This is a genomic window from Streptosporangium sp. NPDC006013 (assembly GCF_040614275.1).
In the GTDB taxonomy this organism is placed as follows: domain Bacteria; phylum Actinomycetota; class Actinomycetes; order Streptosporangiales; family Streptosporangiaceae; genus Streptosporangium.
On sequence record NZ_JBEXUE010000062.1, the window covers coordinates 1 to 23,501 of the forward strand.

Here is a 23,501-nt window from a genome sequence, read left to right on the forward strand (position 1 = left end):
TGGAGGTCGTCGTCGGCGCGGCTCCCGGCGCGCTCGCCGGGCTGGCCGTGCCCGACGCCGTCTTCGTCGGCGGCGGCGCGACGGTTCCCGGCCTGCTGAGCACCTGCTGGGCGGCGCTCAGGCCGGGCGGCAGGCTGGTGGTCAACGCGGTGACCCTGGAGTCCGAGGCGGTCGTGGCCGACTGGTACGGCAGGCACGGCGGAGACCTGGTGCGCCTCGCGGTCGGCCGCGCCGCCCCGGTCGGCGGCTTCACCGGCTGGCGGACGATGATGCCGGTGACCGTCTGGTCATCGGTCAAGGAGGAGGAGTCTTGACGGCCAGGGTGTGTTTCGTCGGAGCGGGCCCCGGAGCCGCCGATCTCGTCACGGTGCGCGGCCTGCGGGTGATCGCCTCGTCCCCGGTGTGCCTGTACGCCGGGTCGCTGGTGCCGCGCGAGCTGCTGGACGACTGCCCGCCCGGGGCACGGCTGGTGGACACCGCCGGGCTCACCCTCGATGAGATCGTCGCCGAGATGGCCGGCGCGCACGCGGCCGGGCTGGACGTCGCCCGGCTGCACTCGGGCGACCCCTCCGTCTTCAGCGCGATGGCCGAGCAGATGCGGCGGCTGGACGCGCTCGGCATCCCGTACGACGTGGTGCCGGGCGTCCCGGCCTTCGCGGCCGCGGCGGCCTCGCTGAAGCGGGAGCTCACCGTGCCGGGAGTCGGGCAGTCCATCATCCTCACCCGTACGTCCGCGCGTGCCACGCCGATGCCGGAGGGCGAGGACCTGGCCACGCTCGGCGCGAGCCGGGCGACCATGGTGCTGCACCTGGCCGTGCAGCGGATCGAGGCGGTCGTCACGGAACTGCTCCCCGCCTACGGCGCCGACTGCCCGGTCGCGGTGGTGGCCCGGGCGAGCAGGGACGACGAGGTGATCCTGCGGGGCACCCTGGCCGACATCGCCGAGCGGGTCAGGGCCGCCGGGGTGCTGCGGACGGCGGTGATCGTGGTCGGGCGGGTGCTGACGGCCTCGGCGTTCCCCGACAGCCACCTCTACTCGGCGGACAGGTGCCGGGATTGACCGGCGGGAGGGAGATGAGACGCCTGCTGATCCTGGGAGGGACCGCGGAGGCCAGGGCGCTGGCCGCCCGGCTGGACGGGCGGGCGGATCTGCACGTGGTGTCCTCGCTGGCGGGACGGGTCGCCAACCCCAGGCTCCCGGTCGGCGAGGTGCGCGAGGGTGGATTCGGCGGCCCCGAGGGGCTCGCCGACTGGCTGCGGGAGCACGCGATCGACCTGGTCGTCGACGCCACCCACCCGTTCGCCCGGCAGATGACCGCCTCGGCCGTCGCGGCCTCCGCCGGCACCGGGGTGCCGCTGCTGGTGCTGCGCCGTCCCGGCTGGCGCCAGGGTCCGGACGACGACTGGCGCTGGGTGCCCACGCTTGAGGCCGCCGCCCGCCTGCTGCCCGAGCTGGGGAGGCGGGTCTTCCTCACCACCGGCCGCCGCAGCCTGGCCGCGTTCACCGGCCTTGACCTGTGGTTTCTGGCCAGGTCCGTCGATCCGCCCACCCCGCCGCTGCCCGGCCGGACGGTGGTCGTGCTCTCCCGGGGGCCGTACACCCTGCGCGGAGAGCTGGAGCTGATGCGCGAGCACCGCGTCGAGGTGCTGGTGACCAAGGACAGCGGCGGCGAGATGACCACCGCCAAGCTGGCCGCCGCGCGGGAGCTGGGGATTCCGGTGGTCATCGTACGGCGGCCGCCGCTCCCCGGCGGTGTCCAGCTGGCGGACACCGCCGAGGCCGCCGCGGCCTGGGTGGAGGCTCAGGCCGGATAGCGGCGCGGGGTGTAGACGACGGGCCGTCCGCCGCGTTCGGTGAGCCGGGTGGTGGACGAGCCCACGATCAGCAGGCAGCGCATGTCGATCTCGGCGGGGTCGAGGTCGGCCAGCTCCACGACGCGCACGCTCTCCGCCGGGCCGCCGACATCCCGCCCGATGACGACGGGCGTGTGCGGGGATCGGTGTTCGAGCAGCAGGTCGCGCATGGCGGCCACCTGCCAGGTCCGGCTCCGCGAAGCCGGATTGTAGATCGCCAGCACCAGGTCGGCCCGCGCCGCGGCGGTGATCCGGTCCGCGACGACCTCCCACGGCTTGAGCAGGTCGGACAGCGACAGCACGCAGAAGTCGTGGCCCAGCGGAGCCCCGGCGCGACTGGCCACCGCCTGTGCGGCGGTCAGGCCGGGCAGCACGCGTACCTCGACGTCGGCGAACCTCGGCTCGGACGCGACCTCGAGCACCGCGCTTGCCATGGCGAACACCCCCGGATCGCCCGAGGAGACCACGACCACCCGTGATCCGGCGGCGGCCAGCTCCAGCGCGTGCGCGGCGCGCTCGGCCTCGACCCGGTTGTCCGTGGGGTGGCGGCGCTGGCGCGGGTTGGGCGGCACCCGGTCGAGGTAGGGGCCGTAGCCGATCAGTTCGTCGGCCCGGGCGAGGGCGTCCTGCACCTCGGGGGTCAGCCACGGCCGCCCTGCGGGGCCGAGCCCCACCACGACGACCTCGCCGCGCCGCTCGTCTCCGGCCTGCTCCTCGCGGTCGGCCACGGCCCTCGCGGAGAACGGCGTGAGCGGGCTGGGCAGCAGCGCGAGGGAGAAGTAGGGGACCGACTCGGGGTCGACGTCCGCCAGCGGCTCGATGCGCTGTTTACCGGTGGTGGCCCGCTCGACGTACCAGGCGTCGTCGAGGCGACCGGCCTCGGCGAAGGCGGCGCGGACCTTCTCGAAGGTCCTGCCGAGTTTCAGCACCGCGGCCGAGTCGGCGGCGGCCAGCCGCTCGGCCAGCACGTCCGCCGGGAGCGTGCCGGGCAGCACGGTCAGCGTCTCGTCCCGCTCGACCAGCGGGCGGCCGAGCACCGCGGCGGCCCCGCTGACCGAGGTCACCCCCGGCACCACCTCGGTCGGGTACCGGTGCGCGAGCCGCTTGTGCATGTGCATGTAGGAGCCGTAGAAGAGCGGGTCGCCCTCGCAGAGCACCACCACGTCGCGCCCGGCGTCCAGGTGCGCGGCCAGCCGCACGGCGCAGTCGGCGTAGAAGTCGTCGAGCGCGCCCTGGTATCCGCCGGGGTGGTCGGTGGTCTCGGTGGTCACCGGATAGACCAGCGCCTCCTCGACCTGGTCTCCCCGCAGGTAGGGCAGGGCCACCGACCTGGCGATGCTCCGCCCGTGCCGGGCGCTGTGGTAGGCGATCACGTCGGCCGCGCCGAGCAGCCTGGCCGCCTTAACCGTCACCAGCTCCGGGTCTCCCGGCCCCAGTCCAACCCCGTACAGGCACCCGAGATCCCCGCTCAACCCGCTCACCCCTCCTCGCTCGCGATCACGTTGACGACAGCCGCCGCCATCACGAGCCCAACCCCGTACAGGCACCCGAGATCCCCGCTCAACCCGCTCACTCCTCCTCGCTCGCGATCGCGTTGACGGCGGCCGCCGCCATCGCGCTGCCGCCCCTGCGTCCGTGCACCACCAGGTGGTCGAGTCCGGCCGGGTGCTCGGCCAGGGCCAGCTTCGACTCCGCGGCCCCGATGAAGCCGACCGGCACGCCCAGCACCGCGGCCGGACGTCCGGCACCCTCCTCGACCAGTTCGAGCAGGCGGAACAGCGCGGTCGGCGCGTTGCCGATCGCGACCACCGCGCCGTCGAGCCGGTCGCGCCACAGTTCCAGCGCCGCGGCGCTGCGGGTGGTGCCCAGCCGCAGCGCCAGCTCCGGGACCCGTGGGTCGCCGAGTGTGCAGATCACCTCGTTCGCCTTCGGAAGCCGTCGCCTGGTGACGCCGGAGGCGACCATCATGGCGTCGCACAGCACGGGCGCGCCGTCGCGCAGCGCCTCGCGCGCCGCCGTGACGACTCCCGGCGACCACGCGAGGTCGTCGACGAGGTCGACCATGCCGCAGGCGTGCACCATGCGGACCGCGACCTGGGCGATGCCCGGCGGCATGCCACCGAGGTCCGTCTCCGCGCGGATGGTGGCGAAGGAGCGGCGGTAGATCTCCGCCCCGTCCCTGATGTAGTCGATCACTTTCCCTCTCTGGTCGCCGCCACCGCGGCGCTCGTCTGCTCGGCGTCGGCGAACGTACGGCTCACGCCGTCCGCCTCGACGCGATATCCGTCTCCGGTCGCGACCACGTCCACGACCCGGCCGCGCGGGCGTCCGCACCGCCGCTCGCAGCCCGACCAGTGCACGGGGAGCGCACGGGTGCGGCCCCGCGAGGGGTGGACGTCGTCAGGACCGTCCGCACCGGACTCGGAACCGGTGCCGCCGTTCGCGCGCACACCCGCATGGATGTCGGCGTGGACGTCGGCGAGGGCCTTGGCGCATCCGGGCCGGCCGGCGCAGGCGGTCAGGCCCAGCCACGGCGACGCCGGGTCGCCGACCAGGCCCGCGTCCGTGAGCGCCGCCCGCAGGCCGTCGGCCTCCGGCGGCGGCAGGTCGGGGACGACGATCGTCCGCCACGGCGTCACCCGGACCTCTCCCCCGCCGTGCTCGGCCGCCTGGGCGAGCGCCTCCAGCTGGGCCGCCGTGAGCCGTCCGAGCGCGGCGAGAACGGTGAGGGCCGACCTGCCGTCACGCTGCGCGGCGACCCCGATTGTGCCGCTGTCCACCGTTCGCGCCCGTCGTACGGCGGGGGCGGACAGCCGGAGAGCCGGCTCCGCCCCGAGCCCGCGGGCCGAGACCCGTACTGGGCCGTCGGTCAGCTCGGTGAGCCGCCACGCGCCCGACCCCTGCTCGGCGCGCTCGGCCAGGAACGCCTCGGCGACCGCGAGCATGCCGGTGACGGCGGAGGAGACGGGTGCACGCAGCCCCAGGTCGGCACCGGCGAGCAGCAGCGCCACCTCGGAGACGTCCGCCGAGGCGTCCACCGGATCGACCGGCAGCAGCGTGACGTCCGCGCCAAGAGCCACCATGTCGCCCGAGCCGTCGTCGAGCGCGAAGAGGAACCGGCCGGGCAGGTCGGCGAGCACGGGCCGGGCGCGGAGTTCCCCGTCCAGCTCGGACACGAGCGGACGGATGTCGAGCAGGCTCGCGGGTGCCCGCCCGGCCAGGGGTGAGGCCACGATGTTGCGTACCCGCTCATGCGTGGCCGACGGTAGCAGCCCGGCGGCGGCCAGCCGCACGGCGAAGTCGGATGCCGGGGAAAGCCGCCGGCCGTCGTCCGGAACGCGCGTGTCGTCGCGTGCCGGATGCACGGTGGGAAGGGGCTCGCCGTCCTGCGGCGGGAGGCCGCGTACCTGGAGGTTCGCCCGGGAGGTCAGCTCGATCACGCCGGATCCGAGCTCCCGGGCGGCGGCGGCGACCACGCGGAGCTGACGCGCCGTGAGCGCCCCGCCGGGAACCCGGATCCGCGCCAGGCCGCCATCGGCCGCGGCGTGCACCTGGAGCGCTCCGGGACACGCGTCGGCCCGGGTTCTTCCGGGAGGGTCGGTTATTGACACGCAGTGGATGGTAGCTCCCATTTCTTTACGGATGTCCGCCTGGCATAGTGTGACCTAGGCGACGGCGCAGGGAGGAAGCCGGTGTGAAACCGGCGCGGTCCCGCCACTGTAACCGGGGAGCGAACCCCACCGAAGGCCACGGTCCGGCAACGGACGGGAAGGCCGGGGTGAGCGTTGATCCGGGAGCCAGGAGACTCCTGCCGTCGCGATGACGACGACCCGGGGCGAGGACCCCGAGGGAGGACTTCTGCATGCGTTCCGTGCCGCCCACCCCGCGATCGGCCGTGCCACCCGCGCCGCCTGCCGTCCTGCTGCTGTCGACCTCCGACACCGACCTGCTCAGCGCGCGGACGAGCGGCGCGAACTACCGGCTCGGCAACCCGGCGAGGCTGTCCGCCGAGGACCTGCCCGCGCTGACCGAGGGCACGGACCTCGTGGTCGTGCGACTGCTCGGCGGACGCAGGGCATGGCAGGACGGGCTGGACGCGCTGCTCGCCGACCGGCGGCCCGTCGTGATCCTCGGTGGTGAGCAGGCCCCCGACGCCGAGCTGATGGAGCTGTCCACGGTGCCCGGCGGGGTCTGCGCCGAGGCGCACGCCTACCTCGCGCACGGCGGTCCGGCGAACCTGGCCCAGCTGCACGCCTTCCTCTCCGACACGGTGCTGCTCACCGGGTACGGCTTCGCACCGCCCGCGCCCACCCCGAGCTGGGGCCCCCTCGAACGTGTCGCGCGACGCACCGAGGGCCCCGTCATCGGCGTGCTCTACTACCGCGCGCACCACGTCGCGGGCAACACCGCCTTCGTCGAGACGCTCTGCCTGGCCATCGAGGAGGCGGGCGGCCAGGCCCTGCCCGTCTACTGCGGTTCCCTGCGCAGCGCCGAGCCCGACCTGTTCGACACGCTCCGGGCCGCGGACGCCCTGGTGGTCACCGTGCTCGCCGCCGGGGGCACCCGCCCGGCGACCGCCTCGGCGGGCGGGGACGACTCCGCGTGGGACGTCGGCGCGCTCGCCGAGCTGGACGTGCCGATCCTGCAGGGCCTCTGCCTGACCACGGGAAGGGACGCCTGGCGGGAGAACGACGACGGCCTGTCCCCGCTCGACGCGGCCTCCCAGGTGGCGATCCCCGAGTTCGACGGGCGGATCATCACCGTGCCGTTCTCCTTCAAGGAGGTCGACGACGAGGGCCTGACCGTGTACGTGGCCGATCCCGAGCGGGCCTCGCGGGTGGCCGGCATCGCGGTACGGCACGGCCTGCTCCGGCACGTCCGGGCACCGGAACGGCGGATCGCGGTGATGCTGTCGGCGTACCCGACCAAGCACTCCAGGATCGGCAACGCGGTCGGCCTGGACACCCCCGCCAGCGTGGTCAGGCTGCTCACGGCCATGACGGAGGCCGGGTACGACCTCGGAGACGGTTTCCCCGGCGTGGCGGAGCGGGACGGCGACGCGCTGATCCACGCGCTGATCGCGGCGGGCGGCCAGGACCGGAACTGGCTCACCGAGGAGCAACTGGCCGCGAACCCGGTGCGGATCCCGGCCGCGCGCTACCGGGCGTGGTTCGAGACGCTGCCCGAGGACCTGCGGCACGGCATCGAGGCGCACTGGGGGCCGCCGCCGGGCGAGTTGTTCGTCGACCGGAGCCGCGATCCCGACGGCGAGATCGTGCTGGCCGCGCTGCGCGCGGGCAACCTCGTGGTGATGGTCCAGCCGCCGCGCGGCTTCGGGGAGAACCCGGTCGCCATCTACCACGACCCCGACCTGCCGCCGAGCCACCACTATCTGGCCGCCTACCGGTGGCTGGCCGACGACTTCGGCGCGCACGCGATCGTGCACGTCGGCAAGCACGGCAACCTGGAGTGGCTGCCCGGCAAGTCGGCGGGGATGTCGGCCTCCTGCGGCCCCGACGCGGCGCTCGGCGACCTGCCGCTGGTCTACCCGTTCCTGGTGAACGACCCCGGTGAGGGCACGCAGGCCAAGCGGCGGGCGCACGCCGTACTGGTCGATCATCTGGTGCCGCCGATGGCCCGCGCGGAGACCTACGGCGACATCGCCCGGCTGGAGCAACTGCTGGACGAGCACGCCTCGATCGCGGCCATGGACCCGGCCAAGCTGCCCGCCATCCGGGCGCAGATCTGGACGCTGATCCAGGCCGCCAGGCTCGACCACGACCTGGGCGTCGACGACCGGCCGCAGGACAGCGGGTTCGACGACTTCCTGCTGCACGTCGACGGATGGCTCTGCGAGGTCAAGGACGTCCAGATCCGCGACGGCCTGCACGTGCTCGGCAGCGCCCCCGAGGGGAAGGCCCGCGTCGACCTCGTGCTGGCCATGCTCCGCGCCCGCCAGATCTGGGCCGGCCAGGAGGCACTCCCCGGCCTGCGTGAGGCCCTCGGCCTGGCCGAGGACGGCGGCGCCGCGAGGGTGAACGTGGACGAGGCCGAGTCGCTGGCCCGCGCCCTCGTCGAGGGCATGGAGGAGCACGGCTGGGACCCGTTCGCCGTCTCCCCCGTCACCGCGTCCGTCCTCACCGGCGAAAGTGACCGCGACTCCGGAGTCCTGGCCGCCGTGGAGAAGGTGCTCGGGTTCGCGGCCGGGGAGATCGTACCCCGGCTCGCCAGGACCACGGACGAGATCGGCGCGGTGCTGCACGCGCTCGACGGCGGTTACGTCCCCGCCGGACCGAGCGGGTCGCCGCTGCGCGGGCTGATCAACGTGCTGCCGACCGGGCGGAACTTCTACTCCGTCGATCCCCGGGCGGTGCCCAGCAGGCTGGCGTGGGAGACCGGGCAGGCCATGGCCGACTCCCTGCTGGAGCGGTACCGCTCCGACACCGGTGAGTGGCCGCGCTCCGTCGGGCTGTCGGTCTGGGGCACCAGTGCCATGCGCACGGCGGGCGACGACGTGGCGGAGGTGCTCGCGCTGCTCGGCGTGCGGCCGGTCTGGGACGAGGCGTCCCGGCGGGTCAGCGGCCTCGAACCGATCCCGCTCGCCGAACTCGGCCGGCCCAGAATCGACGTGACCGTCCGGATCAGCGGGTTCTTCAGGGACGCCTTCCCGCACGTCGTCACCATGCTGGACGACGCCGTACGGCTGGTCGCGGGCCTCGCGGAGACCGCCGGGGAGAACTACGTGCGGGCGCACGCCGACGCCGACCTGGCCGCGCACGGCGACGAGCGGCGGGCCACCCTGCGGATCTTCGGCTCCCGTCCGGGCGCCTACGGCGCGGGCCTGCTGCCGCTGATGGAGAGCGGGAACTGGCGCGACGACGCCGACCTGGCCGAGGTGTACGCGGTCTGGGGCGGCTTCGCCTACGGCCGCGACCTCGACGGAACACCGGCGCGGCAGGACATGGAGAGCGCCTACCGGCGGATCGCGGTGGCCGCGAAGAACGTCGACACCCGCGAGCACGACATCGCCGACTCCGACGACTACTTCCAGTACCACGGCGGGATGATCGCCACCGTGCGGGCGCTCACCGGCCGGGCGCCCGCCGCGTACGTGGGCGACAGCACCCGTCCGGACGCGGTGCGGACCAGGACCCTGCACGAGGAGACCGCGCGGATCTTCCGCGCCCGGGTGGTCAACCCCAACTGGCTGGCGGCGATGCGCAGGCACGGGTACAAGGGCGCGTTCGAGCTGGCCGCCACCGTGGACTACCTGTTCGGCTACGACGCCACGACGGGTGTGCTGGCCGACTGGATGTACGACAGGCTGGCCGCCACCTACGTCCTGGACCCGGAGAACCGGGCGTTCATGGCCGCGTCGAACCCGTGGGCGCTGCACGGCATCGCCGAACGGCTCCTTGAGGCGGCCGACCGGAAGATGTGGGAGCACCCCGACCCCGAGATCATGACGGCCCTGCGGGAGGCGTACCTCACCATCGAGGGCGACCTGGAGGACCGCTGACCCGCCCCCCGGAGTGAGTGCGGTTCGACCGATGCCGCCGGGCTTGGAGCCATCGGACCCCACGGGCGAGGCGCGGCCGCAGGTAAACACCACCTGGGACGGGGGGACGGTGAACGCCATCCAGGGCGGGACGATGAGCGTCCATCATTACGGTGTGCCCGCGCCGGCCCGTCCCGTGGTCGAGGATTCCGGGCCTGCGGATAACGCTTCGGATGCAGGTCCGGATGCTCCCGGCGGTTCGGGTGAGTGACCGTGAGAGTCCGCGCGGCCGGCCGAGCAGGCGCAGCCGCCTGTCGCCTGTCGCCTGTCGCCTGTCGCCTACCGGACCCTCGCATAGGCACGCATCTGTTCGGCCAGCCGCTCGAGTTCGGCCGCCTCCGCGGGCGAGGCGTTGCTGAGTCCGCTGTGTGCGGCCGTCGGGCTCCGCAGGAAGCGCCGCAGCACGGCCACGAGCAGCCCTTCCGGCAGAGTCCGCAACGCGGCGAACCCGCGAGGAACCGGCGGCGTCGGCATGGCGGCCAGGTTCTGCCGCATGAGGCGGAGCATGCCGCGGACCGCGTCCGAATCGTCGGCCAGCGCCACCGGGCCGCCCGCCGCCAGCACCGCCTGCCCGAGTGGCACCGCGAACGCGGCGTGCGTCTTGAGCCAGGCATCCATCCGCGGCTCGGCCTTGGCGTTGATCCCGGCGGCGCGGAACGCCTCCACGATCCATTCCAGTCGCGGGGTGGTACGGCCGTCGGGTTCGCCGAACGGCATCGCGACCCGGCGGGTCATGAAGTTGGTCGCGCGGTAGCGCACCACGTCGCCGTCCATCGTGCCGGCGGCCGTGGGGAAGCCGAGCAGCACCCGCTCGTGGCCTATCACCGCGCCCAGCGGCTGCGCACCGGCCGCCCAGTTGAGCATGAACAGCACGTCGCCTTCGACACCGGCGAGTGACTCCAGCACCGCGTCGACTTGATGGGTGCGGACGAAGACGGCGATCAGGTCATACCCGCCGGCCGGGTGCTCGACCACCGGCACCGGTACCCGCCTGACAGCCGGGCCGTCCGCCTCGGCGAGCTGCACGCCATGCCGCCGCAGAGAGGCCAGGCGCTCGCCCCGTGCGAGGAGCGAGACGTCGTGCCCGGCCTCGTGCAGGCGGGCGGCGAACAGGCTGCCGACAACCCCGGCGCCGTACACAAGAAGTTTCATGACAACCCTCTTTCTCATATTGCTTCACTCATACGTTCGTTTGATTTGAACGTCTGCATAGCGCGCGCGGCTCCCGCGCCGCCGGGAGAGGGCTGGTCCTGGCGATAGCGGGAGACGATGAACAACGCGTAGTCGATGCCGACGGCCAGGCCGAGCATCAAGGCCAGGACCGGGGAGGTCGCGCTGAGCTCGACCCAGTGGCTGACAACAGGGCGGCCAGCCCGACGCCCACGCCGATGATCGCGGTGAGCAGGGGCAGGCCTGCTGCGGCGAGCGAACCGAAGGTGCTGGCCAGCACTACCGCGCCGACCAGCACGCCGATGACCTCGGTCGACGAGAAGGCATTCGTGGCGGCAATCGCGGTACCGCCGATGACGACCGTCATCCCCGCGTCGCGGGCGGGCGCCGGAGCCGCCGTCAGCGCGTCCTGCTGGGCCGGGGTGATCTCACTCGGCAGGGCCTTGTAGCTCACGTTGCCAGGGCGAGCGACCCGTTCGGGGCCACCTGGTTCGTCTGGTACGGGTCAGTGACCGAGGTGACGCCGGGCAGTTTCTTCAGCGCGTCCAACGTCGACTCGATGGCGGCTTTGCTCGATTGCCGAAACGAGCCTTGAGCCAGGCGGTATAGGTACGTTGCCATGCTGTGCGAACCCCTAGTCGTTGCTGTGATCGGTGAAGGTGAGCGCCGGCCGGACGATCGTCCGGAACAGCTCTTGCCGAGACGCCGCGTTCTCCTCCCGGCCGCCGATCAGGGGGGAGAAGGCGAGGTCGGCGAGGATCAGGTGGGCCAGCCGCCGGAACAGTGGCGAGTCGCGCACGACCTCGCCACGGTCGGCGGCAGCCTCGAAACCGGCGGCCAGCGCGTCCACGATCGGCGCGATGATCTCCCTGCGCAGCGCGGTGCCCAGGTCAGGGTCGGTCGCTGCCGCGTGCAGCAGCATGAATCCCAGGCGCAGGTCGCTGGCCGACGCGCCGTCGCGAGCCATCTGCGCGAATACCTCGTCGAGCGAGGTCGCCGCAGCGTAGTCAGGCAGGGCCGGACCTTGATATGTGAGGGCGGCCATGACCAGGTCGGCCTTGCTGCCCCCCCAATGCCTGTACAGCGTCGCCTTGCTCGTTCGAGCACGGGCCGCCACCGCATCAAAGGTGAACCGTTCGTAGCCGGCTTCCAACAGCAACGCACGTACGGCCTCGAACAACTCGGCGAGACGCTCGGGCGACATGCGGGAACGGGGTGGGGAGTCCTGCTGCATCCCGTAACGGTACGATACAGTTTCGTACAGGTCAAGCGGAGTGACCGTACCTCAGGCGCATGCCAGAAGTCGCTCAGCGGTGTACCCGCACCCGCTCGGCCTGGCGCTCCTTGTCGCACACGTGGGCGGCCGGCCACGAGGCCGCCTTGTCCGAGTCGGCCAGCGTGCACTCCCGGAACCCGAAGTACCGGCGGATCTCGCTCCGATGCTCCTTGCTCGTCCGGCCGTCCCACTCGTACAACGCCAGATCCGCCTCCGAGACCTCAACCAGTCGTGCCACATACCTGACGGCCTGGTCGGGAAGCTCGTGCCGGCCCTTGGGGAACCGGCCATTCAGCGCATAGAAGGCAGCATCAACGCGAACGCCAGCTTCGTCGGCGCCCGCCGATTCGACAAAAGCGCCAGTTCATCCCCGACCAGCGTCCAGTTCCCGACCAGCTCGTCCTCATCCAGCACACGCACCACGGCATCCGGCTCTCTCGCAAGCCGCGGCCCCCTCCCGCTGGCCGCCGCAAACCCTACGAATCCGGATCAATACTGACCGCACAAGATCCAGCCCGTCGCCCGATCCGGGAAAGATCCCTCGGATACCCCGGCTGACCTGGGTTAACTCAAACGCTTGTACCTGATTGCACGAGTCTTACCGCCACCCCGAGTGAGGGCGGTTCAGCCGATTGCCGCGACCAGGCGTCCGGCCAGCTCGGGACTGCCTGCCCAGTGCAGGTGCAGGTAGGAGGCGGCCAGCAGGGGCTCGGCGAAGCCGTCGGCCGCGCCCCTCCAGCGGAACAGCGGCGGCGTCGCGTGCCCGGGATCGGTGGCCGTGCGGTGGAACTCGTGGCCCCGATAGCGCTCGCCCTCGCGGGTGAGCACGGACTTGGCGGTCGCCACGGCGTCACGGTAGCCCAGCGTGAGCCTGCCGGTCATCGTCGCGGTGATGTCGAGCCTTCCGCACATGGGATGGCCGTCCAGCTCGCGCGCCAGGTAGAGCAGCCCGGCGCACTCGGCGACGATCGGGCCGTCGAAGGCGGCCACCCGGCGGCGGAGCGGCTCGTTGGCGGACAGCTCCGCCGCGTACATCTCGGGGAAGCCGCCGCCGATGACGACCGCCCCGGCGTTCTCGGGGAGGCACTCGTCCCTGAGCGGGTCGAAGGTCGCCACCTCGGCCCCCGCCGCCGCGAGCAGCTCGACCTGCTCGGCGTACCCGAAGGTGAACGCCGCCCCGCCCGCCACGGCCACGACCGGCCGCCCACCGGACGCGGACGCGGTCACGGTCACAGACGGGGGCAGGGCCGGGGTCCAGGGATGCGCGGGCAGCGGCGGCGCCGAGCGCGCCAGGGCCACCAGTCCTTCGAGGTCGCAGGAGCCGGCGACCAGGGCGCCCATCCGCTCCACCGCCGCCACCGCGTCCCCGCTGCGCTCGGCCGCCGGGATCAGCCCGAGATGACGGGAAGGGGTCGCCACCCCGTCCACCCGCGGGATCACGCCCAGTACGGAGATGCCGCTCTCGTCCAGCGCGGCGCGGCAGATCTCCTCGTGCCGCGGCGAGCCGACCCGGTTGAGGATCACCCCGGCCAGCCGGACCCGGGTGTCGAAGGAGGCGAAGCCCTGCACGAGCGCGGCCACGGACCTGCCCTGCCGCGCGGCGTCCACCACGAGGACCACCGGCGCGCCGATCAGCCGGGCGACGTGCGCGGTGGAGGCGAAGTCCCCGCTCCCGGCACCGTCGTACAGGCCCATGACCCCCTCGACCACGGCGATGTCCGCGTCCCGCGCGCCGTGCAGGAAGAGCGGCGCCACCCGGTCCTCACCGGTCAGCCAGGGGTCGAGGTTGCGGCCGGGGCGCCCGGTGGCGAGCGCGTGGTAGCCGGGGTCGATGTAGTCGGGTCCCACCTTGTGCGGAGAGACCCGCAGGCCCCGCGCGCGCAGCGCCGCCATCAGGCCGGTCGCGACGGTGGTCTTCCCGCTGCCCGAGGACGGCGCGGCGATCACCAGTCGCGGCACTACCATTCGATGCCCCTCTGGCCCTTCTGCCCGGCGTCCATCGGGTGCCTGACCTTCCCCATCTCGGTCACCAGGTCGGCGACCTCGACCAGCCTCGGGTCGGCGTCCCTGCCGGTGATCACGACATGCTGGTTGCCCGGCCGCGCGACCAGGGTGGCGACCACGTCGTCCACGTCCAGCCAGCCCCATTTCAGCGGGTAGGTGAACTCGTCGAGGACGTAGAAGCGGTAGGTCTCCGCGGCCAGGTCACGCCTGATCTGCTCCCAGCCCTCGCGGGCGTCGGCGGCGTGGTCCTCCTCGCTGCCCGGCCGCTGGATCCACGACCAGCCCTCGCCCATCTTGTGCCAGGTCACGCTGCCGCCCTCGGCGGACTCGCCGAGCACCACGAGCGCCCGTTCCTCGCCGATGCGCCACTTGGCCGACTTGACGAACTGGAACACCCCGACCGGCCAGCCCTGGTTCCACGCGCGCAGCGCCATCCCGAAGGCGGCGGTGGACTTCCCCTTGCCCGGCCCGGTGTGCACGATCAGCAGCGGCCGGTTGCGGCGCTGGCGCGTGGTGAGCCCGTCCTCGGGCACCGTGTCCGGCTTGCCCTGCGGCATCTCAGACCGCCTTCCGGTAGTCGGTCCGGTAGTCACGGACGAGCCCGCCGAGCCCGCCGCCCGCCGCGAGCGCGTCGAGCCGTACCGCGGGCGTGCCCAGCCTGGCCGCGAGGTCGAGGGCCAGGGCGAGCCGCACCGGACCGCTCTCGCAGTCGACCACGACCCCCGCCGTACCGGCGAGCAGCGCGGCGGGGGCCGCCACGTCGGACCCCGAGGTGGCCCGGCCGTCGGTGACCACCACGAGCAGCGGCCTTCTGGCGGGGTCACGCAACCGCTCCACCCTGAGCACCTCGGCGGCCCGGCGCAGCCCGGCCGCCAGCGGGGTGCGACCGCCGGTCGGCAGCTCCCGCAGCCGCGCCGCGCCGACCTCGACCGAGGAGGTCGGGGGAAGCACCAGGTCCGCCGTGGATCCCCTGAAGGTGATCAGCCCGACCTTGTCCCGCCGCTGGTAGGCGTCGAGCAGCAGGCTGAGCACAGCCGCCTTGACCTCGCGCATGCGCTGCCGGGCCGCCATGGAACCGCTCGCGTCCACCACGAAGAGCACGAGGTTGCCCTCCTTGCCCTCGCGGACGGCCTCGCGCAGGTCGGTGTCACGTACCAGCAGGCCGGGGCCACTGCGGCCGCGCTCGCGCTGGTACGGCGCGGCGGCGCGGAGCGTCGCCGACAGGTGCGGCCGCTGGAGCCGCCCGGCGGGAACCCGCGATCCGGTGGTCCGCCCGTTGGGGGTACGGGCCCGCGACCGCCGACCCGAGGCGCCGTCGCCCAGCCCGGGGACCTGGAAGGGGCGCACCCGGTACGGTTCGGCGGCGGCGACCACCCGCTCGGCGGAGGGACGGTCCGGCGAGGCGCCGGTCCCGTCGGAGGCGCCCGGGACATCGGCGGCGCCGGCCCCGGAACCACCGTCGTGCGAACCACCGTCGTGCGAACCACCGCCGTCCGTGTCGCCGTGCGGGCCCGCACCGGAACCATCACCCGCGGGACTTTCCGCGGAGCCGGTCTCGGGACCGTCCCCGGAGTTCACGGGGCCGTCCGAACCACCCGAATCGCCCGGACCGCCGGAACCGCTCGGCCCTCCATCCGGGTCGTCCGGCTCGTCGCCACCGTGCTCCGCCAGGAGGTCGTCGAGGCGTGACTCGTCAAGGCCCGGCGCGTCGAACGGGTCTCGGCGGCGGCGGTGTGGCAGCGAGAGACGGGCCGCCTCGCGCACGTCCTCGGCCGTGACCTCGGCGCCGCCGCGCCAGGCCGCGTGCGCGATGGCCGCGTTGGCCGTGACCAGATCGGCCCGGAGCCCGTCCACCTCGAAGGCGGCGCACACTCCCGCGATCTGGCGCAGCCGGGCGTCCGGCAGCACGACCTGCCTGACCCGCTCCCTGGCCTCGGCGATCCGCCGCGCCAGGGCCGCCTCCTGTCCCGCCCACCCGGCGGCGAAGGAGGCGGGATCGGCGTCGAAGGCCAGCCGGCGCCGTACCACCTCGGCCCGCTCGTCCGGATTCCTGGACGCCCGCACCTCGACGGTCAGCCCGAAACGGTCCAGGAGCTGTGGCCGCAGCTCGCCCTCCTCCGGGTTCATCGTGCCGACCAGCAGGAACCGCGCCGCGTGCCGTACCGAGACCGACTCTCGCTCGACGAAGCAGGTGCCGAGCGCGGCGGCGTCGAGCAGCAGGTCCACGAGATGGTCGTGGAGCAGGTTGACCTCGTCGACGTAGAGGACACCTCGATGCGCGGCGGCGAGCAGGCCCGGCTCGAACGCCCTGACCCCCTCGGTGAGCGCGCGCTCGATGTCGAGCGCGCCGACCAGCCGGTCCTCCGACGCGCCGACGGGCAGCTCCACCAGCGCGGCCGGACGCTCCTGCCCGCCCTCGCCCGCGTCGTGCGGGCCGTCGGGGCAGCCCGGATCCGGCTCGGCCGGGTCGCAGGAGAAGCGGCACGCGGCGATCACCTTGACCGCGGGGAGTTGTGCGGCGAGCGCGCGGACGATCGTGGACTTGGCGGTCCCCTTCTCCCCCCGGACCAGCACACCGCCCACCCGTGGGGAGACCGCGTTGAGTATCAGCGCGAGCTTGAGGTCGTCGAGACCGACGACGGCACTGAACGGATAGGCACCGATCACGAGGTTTCTTTCTGCGAGATCCTGCTGACGTGTCCGACCCGCCGAACGTTCAGTTCGGGGCCGCCGTGAGCGCGTCGCGGCGGACCACGCGCTGGACGGCGATGCCGTACAGGACGCCGATGGCCGACCAGAGCACGAGTTGCGTGCCGAGGGAGGACAGCCGGAAGTCCCACAGCAGCTGGGCGGGGAAACCGTCGGGCACCTCGTTGACCGCCGGCAGCACGAACAGGGTGACGATGACGGGGACCAGGAAGCCGGCCGCGCCGGCGAGCCAGGGCCTGGCCGGCACCTTACGGGCGCAGGCCACTCCCACCGCCACGGACAGCAGGCCGATGGCGACCAGGACCAGGTACAGCGTGGTCCGGCTGCCGATGGTGTCCGGGTCACCGACGGCGGGCGGGTTGGCCGGGTACTTGACGAACGGCACCAGCACGATCGCGACGAACGCCGTGGCGGCCATCGTCGCGGCCAGCACCACGTCGGAGCGGGGACCGATCCGGCCGCGCAGCCCGGCGAAGACGAGGGAGAAGATGCCCCCCACGGACATGCCGTACAGGGCCAGGGCGAGGAAGAGCCCGGCCTGCTGGCCGGACCGGCTGACCAGTGCCTCCTCCCCGTGGGAGTGCCCGACCTCGGTCTGGGCGTGGGCGGCGGCCTCTTCGAGCGCGATGGCCTGGTCGATGTTCGGCTCGCCCAGCAGGTAGGCGAACACGGCGGCGATCAGCCCGGCGACCAGCCCGACGAGCAGGCCGCGGAGCAACAGGGTACGGATCACGGCGCGCGGTCTAGTGGCAGGGAACGCCGAGCAGGTGGCGCCCGTCGTGCATGAGTTCGTGCAGATAGTCGCCCGCCTGCGACACCACCCCCTGGTCGAAGGTGACCAGGTAGGCCACCAGCAGGAGCAGCGGAACCGCCACGAGCCAGCGGGCCAGGTGGGAGAGGGGAACGGGCTGAGAAACGGACAGCTCACGCATGAGTAGCCTCCTTGGGGATGACGCGTCCCGACAGATGAGGACGCGGCGGCCAAGTAACCTGGCTCCCGGAACTCACGTTCCGGATACAGTGGCGCGACCGCACCGGCTTCTCACCGGACTTCCCTCGGACCACCGCGAAATCGTCCGCAATGTAACTCTTTTCGTGGCGGGCCGTCAACAGAAGGTGATTCGTCGCGGCGCGGCGGACCCGGTTCCGCCCGTCGATCCGGCCGCCACGGCCCGCTCCCCGGCCCGGGATGGATCGGGTTTTGGAGGTGAGCCTCTGCTGCGCGGGCCATACGGCCATGACGGCGACAAGCGGATACCGACCGGATGCGCGGCGGCTCCCGAAGGCCGCCGCGACAGGTGCTCAGCGAGACACCCTGCGGAGCAGGTAGGTGTCCATGATCCAGCCCTTGCGTGCCCGTGCCTCGGCACGCAGCTCGCGGATGCGGTCGGCGACCTCGGGCACCGGTCCGGCGACCAGGATCTCGTCGGGAGTGCCGAGGTAGGCGCCCCAGTAGATGTCGAAGTCACCGCCCGGATCGGCGCCCAGATCGGCGCCCAGATCAGCGAAGGCGCAGTGGGCGTCCAGCATGACGACGACGTCGTCGGCCGAGGGCCCCTCCTCGGCGAGCCGCCGGCCGGTGGTGATGTGCACCGGCCGGGCGACCCGGGTCAGGCTGACCCGATGCCGGGCGGTGAGTGCGGACACGCTGCTGACACCGGGAATCACCTCGTGCTCGAACCGGACCGAGCCCCGCTGGTGAATCTCCTCGACGATGGCCAGGGTGCTGTCGTACAGGCCCGGATCGCCCCACACCAGGAAGGCACCCGTCTGCCCCTCGGCGAGCTCGTCACGGATGAACCGCTCGCAGATGTCGGCGCGGCGCGAGCGCCAGTCCTCGACCGCGGGCGCGTAGTCGGGAGTGGTCCGGTCACGTTCGGGATCGCCGGCCTCGACGATCCGGTACGGCGGGCGGGCGTGCGCGTCGACGAGGTCGTGCCGCAGCTGGACGAGGTCGTGTTTGACCTCGCCCTTGTCCAGGACGAAGAACACGTCGGTACCGGCGATGGCCTTGACCGCCTGGAGGGTGAGATGGTCGGGATCACCGGCACCGATGCCGATGATGAGGATTCGCTTCACCCAACAGAGTCTGCCCGTACCGTTTCGAGATTCGGCACAGGGGGCTCCGGTCAACCGACGAGCAGCGTGCGGGCCAGGCCGATGGCGGCGGCCGCGGCGATGAACCAGGCGGTGTTGAGCCTAGTGCGCCACTGCAGCAGCAGCGCGAGCACGGCCAGTGCCACGGTGAGCGGGTCGACGAACGCATCACCGGCCAGTTGCAGGGTGACACCGGCCATCAGGGCCAGCGCGGTGGCGTTGACACCGTCCAGGAACGCCGATGACCAGGCCCGGCCGCGGATCCGGTCGACGAGCCGGGTCAGCAGGCCGACCAGCACGAACGACGGGGTGAAGATGGCGACGGTGGCCAGCACCGCCCCCGGCAGGGCGGCGATGACGTAGCCGACGAAGGTGGCGGTGGTGAACACCGGCCCCGGGGTGAGCTGGCCGATGGAGATCGCGTCCAGCAACTGGTCGCGGGTGATCCAGCCGAGCCGCCGTACGAAGTCGCCCTCCAGGAAGGCCAGCAGGACGTAGCCGCTGCCGTACAGCACCGAACCGATCTTCAGGAACGTCAGGAACAGCTCGGTGAGCCGGCCGCCGGTGGGGTCGGGAAGCAGCGGCACCAGCACCAGGCCTGGAGAACCGCGACGCGGCAGCCAGACGTGCCTGGTGCCGGCCGCCATCACCACCAGCCCACCGGCGGCCAGCACGAGCAGCTCGTTGACACCGAGCAGGTACAGCGCCAGTGCCACCGTGGCGACGAGCGCGGTCAGCCGGCCCTTGATCGCGGTCCTGAGCAGTCCGGCCAGGGCCCACACCACGATGGCCACCACCACCGGTTTGATCCCGTACAGCAACCCCTCGACGGCAGGGGTCCGGCCGTAGCGGACATAGGACCAGGCCAGGGCGAGGACGATGGCGAAGGCGGGCAGGATGAAGCACACCCCGGCGGCGATCAGACCCTTCCAGCGAGCCCGGTCATAACCCAGGTGGATGGCCAGTTCGGTGGAGTTGGGGCCGGGGATGAGGTTGACGGCGCCTATCAGGTCGACGAAGCGCTCATCGGAGACCCAGCCGCGCCGGCGCACCAGTTCGTCACGCATCATCGCGGTGTGCGCGGCCGGGCCGCCGAATCCGATCACGCCGAGTTTCAGGAAGACCCCGATGACCTCGCCCAGCGCGTGCACCGGCCGTCCGCCGGATCCGCCACCGGTGTCATCGTGCGAAGCGTTCATCGTGGCCTTCCAGCTGGGGGTGCACCGAATCGTGCATTGTTCACGACCGTGTTGAACACCAGGCCGACGGCGGCCGAACACCGGGACCACGGCCGTGAACGTTTGACGCTCGGCGAACGCTCCCGGTCCTGACCTCGGCGCCGTCCATGGTCCCAGCCCGAGCCGCCCGACCTGCCGATTCCCGGCCCCAAGTGGTGGCGCAGACAACAGCAAGAGCCTGCCAAGTGGTGAAGGTGATCCTTGGAACGTCAACCTCCCCCGACCGACACTTCAGGGAACGTTCCATGCGCAAGGTCTTCCTCGGCTCCGCCGCACTCCTGCTGCTCGCCGTGATCGCCCAGTTCTACCTCTCCACCTTCGGCGCCTTCGAGCGCCCCACCCCGAGCCCGGGCGCCTCCAGCGCCATCACCCCGCACGCGATCAACGGGATCGCGGTGATCCCGGCGCTCTCCCTGGTCACCGCGATCGTCGCCGCGCTGGCCCGCGCGGGCGGCAAGATGATCTGGCTGAGCCTCGTCCCGCTGGCGGTCATGCTGGGCCAGCTCTTCGTGATCTTCCCGTTGGTCGAGCTGTCCGGTGCCACCAAGGAGCAGACCAACACCTTCGCCCACGTCGTGTTCGGCTTCCACGCGATCCTCGGCCTGGTGCTGCTCTGGGCCTCCGTGGTGATCTTCCGCGAGGCGAGGGCCCTGGCCTCACCCGCCCACGCCAGGAGGCGGACCCCCGACCTGGCCTCCTCCCCGTTCTGACCTCACCCGCGCCGTCTCTCACGGTTCCGGCCCTTTCCACTCACCCTGAAAGATCATGAATACCGCGCAGCTCCTCGCCCTGGACCGCATCCTGCTCGTTCTCGTCGCCGCGCTCTGGCTCGGCGCCGGGGTGAGCACGGTCATGGCCCGCCGTGATCGCCGTACCCGCCTGATCGCCCTCGGCCTGAACCTGGCGGCACTGGCCGCCACCGGTCTGCGGGTCGGGCTGGCGGTCACGCTGAGCCGTTCGGGATGGTGGTTCGCCGCCGACAAGCTGATCCTCGCCCTGCCACTGGTCGGTGTCCCCGCGCTGGTCGCCGCCGTCACCGCCCTCCCCCGGCTGCTCCGCCCGTCACCGCCCCCCGCCACGGCCGTCCCCACGCTGACCGCCGGGTACGGCGCCCTGGGCGGCGTCGTCGCGGCACTCACGATCTCCCACCCCGTCCCTCCGGTCCTGTCCGGCGTCCTCGTCGCCCTGGTCGCCGTCGGTGCCACCATCACCTGGCAACTGCTCGGCACCGTCTCCCGTACCGGAGATGCGGAGACCACGACCGGAACCGTGGCGCGTGGGAGGTGGAGCACCACGGCGGGGATCGCGGTGCTGTGCGCGGCCCTGGTCTGGGCGGGGCTGTCGGCGTGGTCGAGCCGGATACCGGCGACGCTGGATCTCGGCGCTCACCACCAGGACGGCGCCCAGAGCACCGTCCGGCCCGCCGCCACGACCAGGGCGGTGACGGACCTGCGCGGTCCGGCCACCGGTGCGAAGGTACGACGCTTCACCCTCACCGCCAAGCCCGCGACCGTGACCCTGGCCTCCGGCCGGCGCGTCGAGGCGTGGACGTTCGACGGCACGGTGCCCGGTCCCACCATCCGCGTCCGCCAGGGGGAACTGGTCGAGGTACGGCTGCGCAACGCGATGCCCGGCATCGGGGTGACCCTGCACTGGCACGGCTATGACGTCCCGGTGGGCGAGGACGGCGTCGCGGGCGTCACCCAGGACGCGGTGAAGCCGGGAGGCGAGTTCGTCTACCGCTTCCTGGCCGAGGACCCGGGCAGCTACTGGTACCACAGCCACGACCTGTCGGACCCGGCGGTCCGGATGGGCCTGTACGGCATGCTCGTCGTCGACCCGGCGGCCACCGGCGAGGGCACCTCCCCTCCCGGCCTTCCGGACCGCGCGGATCCACTCGGCTCCCCCTCGGGTGCCGCGGGCGGACCACTCGGTTCCGGCTCTTCACCTGATGCCGTGGCGAAGGTGTCGGATCACACCGTCTCCACCCATGTGCTCGGCGGTGTCCAGACGGTGGCCGTCGACGACGAAGGCCCGGTGGACGGCCTGGCTCGGCTCGGGGTCACCCCGGGGACGCCGGTCCGGCTCCGCGTCACGGCGACCGACAACGTCCGGCGGACGCTGGGCCTGAGCGGCACGCCGTACCGGATCGCCGCCGTGGACGGCCGGGACCTGTCACGGCCCGGCGAGATCGGGGACCGGCGGGTCCAGTTGGCCGCGGGCGGGCGCTACGACCTGACCTTCACGATGCCCGCCACACCCGTCCTGCTCTCGGTGGACGGCCGCTCCGACCTCGGCCTGCTGGTCACCCCCGGCTCGGGCACCGCCCCGGCACCGGCCGCCGGTCCCCTGCTGGACATCGCGACGTACGACTCGGACGGCCCCGCGAAGCCCGGCGGATCCGGCCGACCCGACCGGTTCGACCGGTTCGACCGGGAGGTCACCTGGATCCTGGATCGGGGTCTGGCCATGCTGGACGGGATCCCCACCCTGGCCCACACGGTCAACGGCGAGGTCTGGCCGCGCATCACCACCCCCGTGCTACGCGAGGGCGAGCTGGTGAAGATCACGGTGGCCAACCGGAGCGGGGACGTCCATCCCATCCACCCGCACGGCCACCACGTCCGCGTGCTGTCCCGCAACGGCGTACCCGCCACCGGAGAGCTGTGGATGGACACCTTCGACGTCGGCCCTGGTGAGGTCTGGGAGGTCGCGTTGCGCGCCGACAACCCGGGCATCTGGCTGTCGCACTGTCACGACCTGGGCCACGCGACCCTCGGCATGACCTTCCACTTCGCCTACGAGGGCGTCACCACCCCCTACGACGCCGGTCACGCCTCGGGGAACAACCCCGAATGATCAGCCACCCCCGCCCAGGCCGGGCAGGAGGCGACAAGCCAAAGCCAGGGGAACAGCCCCGAGTGATCAGCCGTCTCCGCCCAGGCCGGGCGAGGGCGTGGCGAGCTGGAACCAGACGCTCGTGCTTCCGGGGGATGGGTGGAAGCCCCAGCGGGCCGCCAGGGTGTCGACCAGGGCGAGGCCCCGGCCGCTCTGGGCCTCCTCCTCCGCCTGTCTCGGGTACGGGATCCTGGAGGACCCGCAGTCCCGAACCGCGACCAGCACGCCGCCGGTGGCGAGCGCCAGCGAGACTCCGATCCTGGATGCCTACGGAGTCACCGACCCAAACGTCCGCGACAAGCTCATGATCGTCGCAGCTGAGATACAGCAGGAGCGACGCGGCTGGTAGGTCGAGCACGGCGACGCATTGGCACCTTCGTACGTAGACCTGATACGGCTCGAATCGACGGCGACCGAGATCCAAACTTACGAGGCCTATCTGATGCCGGGGCTGCTACAGACAGAGGCGTATGCCCGGACGTTCGTGTCCGCCATGCAAGGTCTGAGCAGCGCCACCGAGCTCGGGGAGTTCGTCGCCGTCCGGACGACACGCAAGACCATCCTCAGGCGGCAGGAGCCGGTTACCCTACGCGCCCTGATCAGTGAGGCCGCCCTCCGCCACCCCATTGAGAGATAGCCGTTACGCTCTAATTGGTGTGATTTATCCAGGGAGGACGCTCAACGATGGTTGACGGTC

24 protein-coding genes, 1 pseudogene and 2 riboswitches are annotated in these 23,501 nt (G+C 72.5%); of the genes and pseudogenes, 7 read left to right on the forward strand and 18 right to left on the reverse strand.

From position 1 onward, the window contains the following. The 3 genes and pseudogenes from ABZ260_RS12600 to ABZ260_RS12610 all read left to right on the forward strand — a co-directional run. Nucleotides 1–314: pseudogene (locus ABZ260_RS12600) on the forward strand (cobalamin biosynthesis bifunctional protein CbiET); the annotation flags it as partial. Continuing rightward, complete coding sequence (cobM, locus tag ABZ260_RS12605) at nt 311–1,060, forward strand: precorrin-4 C(11)-methyltransferase (RefSeq protein ID WP_355616166.1); 750 nt, start codon at nt 311–313, stop codon at nt 1,058–1,060. The pseudogene ABZ260_RS12600 and the gene cobM, both read left to right, overlap by 4 nt. A 14-nt stretch (nt 1,061–1,074) precedes the next feature. Beyond that, nucleotides 1,075–1,815 carry a cobalt-precorrin-6A reductase gene (locus ABZ260_RS12610; RefSeq protein WP_355616168.1) on the forward strand — a complete coding sequence of 247 codons (741 nt, stop codon included), beginning with the start codon at nt 1,075–1,077 and terminating at the stop codon, nt 1,813–1,815. On the opposite strand, the gene ABZ260_RS12615 is transcribed toward ABZ260_RS12610, so the two are convergent. The 3 genes from ABZ260_RS12615 to ABZ260_RS12625 form a co-directional block, all read right to left on the reverse strand. Further along, a complete protein-coding gene (locus ABZ260_RS12615) occupies nt 1,803–3,326 on the reverse strand; it encodes a precorrin-2 C(20)-methyltransferase (RefSeq protein WP_355616215.1) in 1,524 nt (507 codons plus the stop codon). The genes ABZ260_RS12610 and ABZ260_RS12615 overlap by 13 nt on opposite strands. A gap of 97 nt (nt 3,327–3,423) precedes the next feature. Next, the gene (locus ABZ260_RS12620; protein WP_355616170.1) at nt 3,424–4,050 is read right to left on the reverse strand and encodes a precorrin-8X methylmutase; all 627 of its coding nucleotides are present in this window, start codon (nt 4,048–4,050) and stop codon (nt 3,424–3,426) included. Next, a complete protein-coding gene (locus tag ABZ260_RS12625) occupies nt 4,047–5,465 on the reverse strand; it encodes a precorrin-3B synthase (protein ID WP_355616172.1) in 1,419 nt (472 codons plus the stop codon). Before ABZ260_RS12625 ends, ABZ260_RS12620 begins: the two co-directional genes overlap by 4 nt. A gap of 15 nt (nt 5,466–5,480) precedes the next feature. After that, nucleotides 5,481–5,685: riboswitch (cobalamin riboswitch) on the forward strand. Nucleotides 5,686–5,716: 31 nt separating this feature from the next. On the opposite strand from ABZ260_RS12625, the gene cobN reads away from it, so the two are divergent. Continuing rightward, complete coding sequence (gene cobN, locus ABZ260_RS12630) at nt 5,717–9,373, forward strand: cobaltochelatase subunit CobN (protein WP_355616174.1); 3,657 nt, start codon at nt 5,717–5,719, stop codon at nt 9,371–9,373. A gap of 318 nt (nt 9,374–9,691) precedes the next feature. Here the strand turns inward: cobN and ABZ260_RS12635 are convergent, their stop codons facing one another. The 14 genes from ABZ260_RS12635 to chrA form a co-directional block, all read right to left on the reverse strand. Further along, nucleotides 9,692–10,564: a 2-dehydropantoate 2-reductase N-terminal domain-containing protein gene (locus ABZ260_RS12635; RefSeq protein WP_355616176.1), complete on the reverse strand. Its 873-nt coding sequence runs from the start codon at nt 10,562–10,564 to the stop codon at nt 9,692–9,694. 14 nt (nt 10,565–10,578) lie between these two features. Beyond that, on the reverse strand, nt 10,579–10,722 hold the full coding sequence (locus ABZ260_RS12640; RefSeq protein WP_355616178.1) for an MMPL family transporter: 144 nt from the start codon (nt 10,720–10,722) through the stop codon (nt 10,579–10,581). Continuing rightward, complete coding sequence (locus ABZ260_RS12645; RefSeq protein WP_355616180.1) at nt 10,722–11,036, reverse strand: MMPL family transporter; 315 nt, start codon at nt 11,034–11,036, stop codon at nt 10,722–10,724. The genes ABZ260_RS12640 and ABZ260_RS12645 overlap by 1 nt, the downstream gene beginning before the upstream one ends. Next, nucleotides 11,033–11,203 (reverse strand): hypothetical protein, encoded by a 171-nt coding sequence (locus tag ABZ260_RS12650; protein WP_355616182.1) that lies wholly within the window; start codon nt 11,201–11,203, stop codon nt 11,033–11,035. The genes ABZ260_RS12645 and ABZ260_RS12650 overlap by 4 nt, the downstream gene beginning before the upstream one ends. Before the next feature lie 13 nt (nt 11,204–11,216). Further along, a complete protein-coding gene (locus tag ABZ260_RS12655; RefSeq protein WP_355616184.1) occupies nt 11,217–11,816 on the reverse strand; it encodes a TetR/AcrR family transcriptional regulator in 600 nt (199 codons plus the stop codon). 73 nt (nt 11,817–11,889) lie between these two features. Then, a complete protein-coding gene (locus ABZ260_RS12660; protein ID WP_355616186.1) occupies nt 11,890–12,096 on the reverse strand; it encodes a DUF4158 domain-containing protein in 207 nt (68 codons plus the stop codon). Nucleotides 12,097–12,149: 53 nt separating this feature from the next. Next, on the reverse strand, nt 12,150–12,272 hold the full coding sequence (locus ABZ260_RS12665; protein ID WP_355616188.1) for a hypothetical protein: 123 nt from the start codon (nt 12,270–12,272) through the stop codon (nt 12,150–12,152). A gap of 210 nt (nt 12,273–12,482) precedes the next feature. Beyond that, nucleotides 12,483–13,823 (reverse strand): cobyrinate a,c-diamide synthase, encoded by a 1,341-nt coding sequence (locus tag ABZ260_RS12670; RefSeq protein WP_355616190.1) that lies wholly within the window; start codon nt 13,821–13,823, stop codon nt 12,483–12,485. Next, nucleotides 13,817–14,419 carry a cob(I)yrinic acid a,c-diamide adenosyltransferase gene (cobO, locus tag ABZ260_RS12675; RefSeq protein WP_350922595.1) on the reverse strand — a complete coding sequence of 201 codons (603 nt, stop codon included), beginning with the start codon at nt 14,417–14,419 and terminating at the stop codon, nt 13,817–13,819. Before cobO ends, ABZ260_RS12670 begins: the two co-directional genes overlap by 7 nt. Nucleotide 14,420: 1 nt before the next feature. Then, a complete protein-coding gene (locus ABZ260_RS12680; RefSeq protein WP_355616193.1) occupies nt 14,421–16,529 on the reverse strand; it encodes a VWA domain-containing protein in 2,109 nt (702 codons plus the stop codon). A 49-nt stretch (nt 16,530–16,578) separates the two neighbouring features. Then, entirely contained in the window at nt 16,579–17,304 is a 726-nt protein-coding gene (locus ABZ260_RS12685; RefSeq protein ID WP_355616195.1) for a CbtA family protein, read from the reverse strand. Nucleotides 17,305–17,314: 10 nt separating this feature from the next. After that, nucleotides 17,315–17,503 (reverse strand): CbtB domain-containing protein, encoded by a 189-nt coding sequence (locus ABZ260_RS12690; protein WP_326830249.1) that lies wholly within the window; start codon nt 17,501–17,503, stop codon nt 17,315–17,317. Nucleotides 17,504–17,533: 30 nt separating this feature from the next. After that, nucleotides 17,534–17,666, reverse strand: a riboswitch (cobalamin riboswitch). Between the two features lie 207 nt (nt 17,667–17,873). Beyond that, a complete protein-coding gene (gene cobF, locus ABZ260_RS12695; RefSeq protein WP_355616197.1) occupies nt 17,874–18,650 on the reverse strand; it encodes a precorrin-6A synthase (deacetylating) in 777 nt (258 codons plus the stop codon). Between the two features lie 50 nt (nt 18,651–18,700). Next, complete coding sequence (gene chrA, locus ABZ260_RS12700) at nt 18,701–19,867, reverse strand: chromate efflux transporter (protein WP_355616199.1); 1,167 nt, start codon at nt 19,865–19,867, stop codon at nt 18,701–18,703. A gap of 284 nt (nt 19,868–20,151) precedes the next feature. On the opposite strand from chrA, the gene ABZ260_RS12705 reads away from it, so the two are divergent. After that, complete coding sequence (locus ABZ260_RS12705) at nt 20,152–20,616, forward strand: hypothetical protein (RefSeq protein WP_355616201.1); 465 nt, start codon at nt 20,152–20,154, stop codon at nt 20,614–20,616. Nucleotides 20,617–20,671: 55 nt separating this feature from the next. Next, nucleotides 20,672–22,765 (forward strand): multicopper oxidase family protein, encoded by a 2,094-nt coding sequence (locus ABZ260_RS12710; protein ID WP_355616203.1) that lies wholly within the window; start codon nt 20,672–20,674, stop codon nt 22,763–22,765. Between the two features lie 66 nt (nt 22,766–22,831). Here the strand turns inward: ABZ260_RS12710 and ABZ260_RS12715 are convergent, their stop codons facing one another. Further along, nucleotides 22,832–23,029 (reverse strand): ATP-binding protein, encoded by a 198-nt coding sequence (locus ABZ260_RS12715; RefSeq protein ID WP_355616205.1) that lies wholly within the window; start codon nt 23,027–23,029, stop codon nt 22,832–22,834. 142 nt (nt 23,030–23,171) lie between these two features. Here ABZ260_RS12715 and ABZ260_RS12720 point away from each other — a divergent pair, with 142 nt between their 5' ends. After that, complete coding sequence (locus ABZ260_RS12720; protein WP_355616207.1) at nt 23,172–23,441, forward strand: Scr1 family TA system antitoxin-like transcriptional regulator; 270 nt, start codon at nt 23,172–23,174, stop codon at nt 23,439–23,441. Nucleotides 23,442–23,501 lie beyond the last annotated feature (60 nt).

Bases quoted from the DNA above. Each gene is read 5' to 3' on its own strand.
- ABZ260_RS12610 (WP_355616168.1), top strand. From the start codon at position 1,075: ATGAGACGCCTGCTGATCCTGGGAGGGACCGCGGAGGCCAGGGCGCTG.
- cobN (WP_355616174.1), top strand. From the start codon at position 5,717: ATGCGTTCCGTGCCGCCCACCCCGCGATCGGCCGTGCCACCCGCGCCG.
- ABZ260_RS12635 (WP_355616176.1), bottom strand. From the start codon at position 10,564: ATGAAACTTCTTGTGTACGGCGCCGGGGTTGTCGGCAGCCTGTTCGCC.
- ABZ260_RS12640 (WP_355616178.1), bottom strand. From the start codon at position 10,722: ATGCTCGGCCTGGCCGTCGGCATCGACTACGCGTTGTTCATCGTCTCC.
- ABZ260_RS12650 (WP_355616182.1), bottom strand. From the start codon at position 11,203: ATGGCAACGTACCTATACCGCCTGGCTCAAGGCTCGTTTCGGCAATCG.
- ABZ260_RS12655 (WP_355616184.1), bottom strand. From the start codon at position 11,816: ATGCAGCAGGACTCCCCACCCCGTTCCCGCATGTCGCCCGAGCGTCTC.
- ABZ260_RS12670 (WP_355616190.1), bottom strand. From the start codon at position 13,823: ATGGTAGTGCCGCGACTGGTGATCGCCGCGCCGTCCTCGGGCAGCGGG.
- cobO (WP_350922595.1), bottom strand. From the start codon at position 14,419: ATGCCGCAGGGCAAGCCGGACACGGTGCCCGAGGACGGGCTCACCACG.
- ABZ260_RS12690 (WP_326830249.1), bottom strand. From the start codon at position 17,503: ATGCGTGAGCTGTCCGTTTCTCAGCCCGTTCCCCTCTCCCACCTGGCC.
- chrA (WP_355616199.1), bottom strand. From the start codon at position 19,867: ATGAACGCTTCGCACGATGACACCGGTGGCGGATCCGGCGGACGGCCG.
- ABZ260_RS12705 (WP_355616201.1), top strand. From the start codon at position 20,152: ATGCGCAAGGTCTTCCTCGGCTCCGCCGCACTCCTGCTGCTCGCCGTG.
- ABZ260_RS12710 (WP_355616203.1), top strand. From the start codon at position 20,672: ATGAATACCGCGCAGCTCCTCGCCCTGGACCGCATCCTGCTCGTTCTC.